Origin of the sequence: Chitinimonas sp. BJB300 (assembly GCF_002735695.1) — a bacterium.
In the GTDB taxonomy this organism is placed as follows: domain Bacteria; phylum Pseudomonadota; class Gammaproteobacteria; order Burkholderiales; family Chitinimonadaceae; genus Chitinimonas.
In genome coordinates this window covers 1-4,171 of record NZ_PDZH01000214.1, presented here as the reverse complement: position 1 = coordinate 4,171, position 4,171 = coordinate 1, and the positions used below count along the sequence as shown (strand labels likewise).

Annotated in this window: 4 protein-coding genes and 1 tRNA gene; 3 read left to right on the top strand and 2 right to left on the bottom strand. The window is 51.4% G+C overall.

Translation table 11 applies throughout. The annotated features are described in order from the left end of the window. Nucleotides 1–359: 359 nt before the first annotated feature. Nucleotides 360–1,160 carry a flagellar brake protein gene (locus CSQ89_RS20210; protein ID WP_158229070.1) on the top strand — a complete coding sequence of 267 codons (801 nt, stop codon included), beginning with the start codon at nt 360–362 and terminating at the stop codon, nt 1,158–1,160. Here CSQ89_RS20210 and CSQ89_RS20205 read toward each other — a convergent pair. Continuing rightward, nucleotides 1,142–1,906: an NAD-dependent epimerase/dehydratase family protein gene (locus CSQ89_RS20205; protein ID WP_308418191.1), complete on the bottom strand. Its 765-nt coding sequence runs from the start codon at nt 1,904–1,906 to the stop codon at nt 1,142–1,144. The genes CSQ89_RS20210 and CSQ89_RS20205 overlap by 19 nt on opposite strands. A gap of 157 nt (nt 1,907–2,063) precedes the next feature. Here CSQ89_RS20205 and CSQ89_RS20200 point away from each other — a divergent pair, with 157 nt between their 5' ends. Both CSQ89_RS20200 and CSQ89_RS20195 read left to right on the top strand, forming a co-directional pair. After that, nucleotides 2,064–3,092: a CDP-6-deoxy-delta-3,4-glucoseen reductase gene (locus CSQ89_RS20200; protein ID WP_099407807.1), complete on the top strand. Its 1,029-nt coding sequence runs from the start codon at nt 2,064–2,066 to the stop codon at nt 3,090–3,092. Between the two features lie 23 nt (nt 3,093–3,115). Further along, a tRNA-Thr gene (locus CSQ89_RS20195) sits at nt 3,116–3,191 on the top strand. Between the two features lie 26 nt (nt 3,192–3,217). Here CSQ89_RS20195 and CSQ89_RS20190 read toward each other — a convergent pair. Then, on the bottom strand, nt 3,218–4,018 hold the full coding sequence (locus CSQ89_RS20190) for a tyrosine-type recombinase/integrase (RefSeq protein WP_099407806.1): 801 nt from the start codon (nt 4,016–4,018) through the stop codon (nt 3,218–3,220). Nucleotides 4,019–4,171: the final 153 nt, after the last annotated feature.

Below are 4,171 nucleotides of genomic sequence, written 5' to 3'. Positions count from 1 at the left end.
GTACAGTTCGCACCCAAAGCAACCATGTGTTCATGACGATTTGCGCAGCCTTCAAACTTGAATGCCTGAGCATCAAGACGCAGAAGAACCCATTCGCACTTTGCCGCAAGTTACTGATCAACGCCTCCCGCGCGGCTTATGATCAGTTACAGCTGCTTCTCGCAGCTACTGCGTAACATCAGTTACTATGTAGTAAATGTGTATTCTGAGGATGTTTCCAACGCCGTAATGCTGACGTACAGCAGACTTTAGACCGGTTCTAAAAACCGGTAAGGCACGCGAGCAAGCAGGTCTTGGCGCTAATCCATATAATGGGGACTGGGGCACGTTATTTTGCCCTCTGTCCAAACCAACATACCATGCGGGCCGTAAAAACAGTGGCGGAACAGGACAACAACTCTGCGCAGGAAAATAGTGCAAGCGTCGAAATGATCCCGGCAGGGGTAGACGTGAGTGGCTACCTTTTGCGTACGCCGGTGGAAATCGGCTTTGTATTGCGCTCACTTGCGCAAAAAGGTGACCTGATCACAATTCATTTTGATCACGGCCAGCATTCATTTCTGTCTGCCATTCTTGGGGCCGATACCAAACAGCAGTGTTTTTGGTTTGATATCAGTGGCGCGGATGCCATGAACCGGGCGCTCTTGCGATCGGACCACGTAGTTTTTGCCGCGGCGCCAGAAGGTGTCAAAATCCAGTTCGTACTGGTGGATAGCGTGAGTTTGGATGAATACGATGAACGGCCTGCCTTCATTGCGAGCTTCCCTGAGGATCTGATCAAACTACAAAGGCGCGAGTACTTTCGTCTCGATACACCGATAGGCCGCCCCTTACTATGCAAACTGCCGCACCGTAATGGCACGGTCTATGAGTTTCCTTTGCACGATATTTCGGTCGGGGGCGTAGGCCTTTGGATGAGTGGGCCGGTCGACGTTGAGCTTATGGAAGTCTTTCCTGATTGCCGTATCGATCTTGGCACCTTCGGCATGATTGAGGTTCGCCTGGAAATACGTAGCATGCGCCAGGTTACGAAGCGGGATGGCAGCATACAGACCATGGTGGGTACCCGGTTTGTTGAGTTATCGCGGCAGACAGAAAACCTGCTACAGCGCTATATGGCGCAGCTGGAACGCGAGCGGCATCAGCTTTTACGTAACTGATCCAGCAAGGTATCAGGGGTCGAATAGGTTAGCCGCAGCCTCAATTCGTGCGTTAACCTACTGTTGTCCAACCGGCGTGATTCACGCATAAACGACCATAGCGCTGGTGTTGCCACCTGCTGCATCTGTACATAAGGTAGGCGTGGGGGGCGCGGCAGACCGAATGCATCCGCCACCTTGTCGAACCATTCACCCATCTTCCATTCGCTGTTATCGCAAGCGTGATATACCCGACCCGCCTTGCCGCGGAATAAGGCGAGGTTACAGGCCATGGCGAGATCTTCAGCATGGATATGATTGCTGTAGCCATCGCTGCTGGGGATAAGGGCGGGTGTGGCTTTGCCTATGCGATCCAAAGGCAGACGATTTGCAGCGTAAATGCCTGGTGCTCGCAAGATACTGATATGACATCCAGTACGCTTTCCAAAGGCGCGTAAGGCTGTTTCTGCAGCGACACGCCGATGTGCACGGTCTGATTCGGGATGACAAGGCCGGCATTCATTGAACCGGTCGCCGCCACAGTCACCGTACACCCCCGTGGTACTGATGTAGACGAGGCTGCGTGGTAGAATCGATCCTCGTGCCAGTGCCGCCAGTAGTCGGGATGTACGTGGGTCGTCCTTGCCTTCAGCCGCGGGTGGCGCGGAATGCAAGACACAGTCGGCAAGTCCGGCCAGCCTTTGCAGACTGCGAGGGTTATCGAGGTCAGCCTGAATAGGCAGCACCCCTTTGGCTCGGAAAGCCACAGCGCGTTCCTTACTACGGCAAAGAGCGTATATCCGAAAGCGCTTTGCCAGCCATGGCAGAGCACGCTCAAGCACATCGCCGCACCCGATAATTAATAGTCTTCTTTGCATAGCGCCATTGTAATGGCCGACACGCATTCAAACATGTAGGAATCCCATGGCAAGTCAGCTCACTATCGAACCGAGCAAGCAGCAGATCACCGTCGAGGACGGCGATACGATTCTTGAGGCCGCTATGCGGGTTGGATTCAACATGCCCTACAGCTGCCGCAATGGTGCGTGTGGCGCTTGTAAAGGGACTGTGTTGGCTGGTGAAGTCAGGCATCGTGAACATTCAACGTCCGCGCTGAATGAAACCGAACAAAGCCAGGGGCTGGCGCTATTCTGCTGCGCCGAGCCTAGAGGGGATGTCACGATCGAATGCCGAGAAATTCTGGCGACTAAAGATATTCAAATCCGCACCTTGCCATGCCGGGTTGAGCACATTGAGCGCGCATCGCATGATGTAGCTGTATTGTCGTTGAAGCTACCCACCAATGAGCGCCTGCAATTCCTTGCGGGCCAGTACATCGATATCCATGCTAAGGATGGTAAGAAGCGTAGTTTCTCGCTGGCCAATCAGCCGCACAGCGACGGCTATCTCCAATTGCACGTGCGCCTGGTGCCGGGGGGGGAATTCTCTGAATATGTGCATAGCTCTATGCGCGAACGTGAGATCTTGCGTTTCACCGGCCCATTGGGTTCTTTTTTCCTACGGGAAGAGTCCGATAAACCCATCATTTTTCTGGCCAGCGGTACCGGCTTTGCCCCGATCAAGAGCATTGTCGAATACGCCATCCAAAAGGGTATCCAGCGCGAAATGATTCTGTATTGGGGCGCGCGGACATTGGCTGACCTGTATATGCCCGAATTGGCCAGTCAATGGCAGTTGGATTTACCCAATTTTACCTTTATCCCGGTACTGTCTGAACCCTTGCCAGAAGACGCTTGGCAGGGACGTACGGGCTTTGTGCACGAAGCCGTACTACATGATTTTGCTGATCTAAAAGGCTTCCAAGTCTATGCTTGTGGAGCACCTGTTATGGTGGAAGCGGCGCACGGTAGCTTCACCGGCCGAGGGCTTCCGGCGGAAGAATTCTTCTCAGATGCATTTTTTCTTTCAAAAGACCTAGGCAAAACGAAATAGGTCAGTATAATTCGCCCCCTAACGCCGACTTAGCTCAGTTGGTAGAGCAGCTGCCTTGTAATCAGCAGGTCGCCAGTTCGATTCCGGCAGTCGGCACCAGTTACTTCAAATACTTAGCCACCTTTTTAGGTGGCTATTTTTTTAGGGTGTGGCATTAGCTTGCCATCAAGTTTTGCTGCGAACGGAGCAAGATGCTCCGGGGCTAAGTGTGCATACCGCTGTACCATGGCGGGTGACTCCCACCCGAAGAAATCTTGAACCACGGGACTAGGGGTACCAGCTTGTATCAACCACGAAGCTGAAACATGCCGTAAGTCATGCCAGCGAAAGTTCTTAATGCCGGCACGCTTTAGCGCACTGCGCCATGCTTTCGTATTGGCCTGTTTGATAGGCCCCCCTCTATACGTAAACAAATGGGTTGGGTGTTTTTCGATAACCTCATAAATTACAGCTAAGGCTGCATCATTTAGCGGTACTCCATGGGCTTTGTCAGTTTTAAAATCCTCTGCTTCTACCCAGCACGTTCGTCGTAAAAGATCGACTCGGTCCCAAGTCATGCCCAAAACGTTGCCTTGCCTCAATCCAGTAGCTAATGCAAAGCGAACGAATTGATTTTGGTGGGTTGGCAATTCCTCTAGCAGTCGTTGGACTTCTTCAACAGTCAGCCACCGAATTCGACGTTTAGGTTCAGGGAGTGTTTTGATGAACGGTGCTTTCTCTATCCAATTCCATTCTCGTTCAGCCTTACGTAACAATGTTCGTAGTAAACACAAATAGCGATTTTTAGTCGCATTTGTCGCCTTTACTATTGCTACTGCATCAATAATGTCCTCTCGTGTTATTTCATCTAGGTATTTATCTCCGAATTGTTTTAAGTAGTGCCTTAGAAAGATTTTGTCATTCTTAATGGACCGTTTGTGATCCATTTCTTTTAACCACTGTAATGCAGCCTTGTCAAACAGCGCCCAATAGTTACCAGGTAACAGCGTCCAATTCTTTCCATTTACTCAGTACGTCTTCGACCCTTTCTTGCGGTGTTTGAATCGGTAGGAATCATTACCCGTTTCCAGAATGTCGCA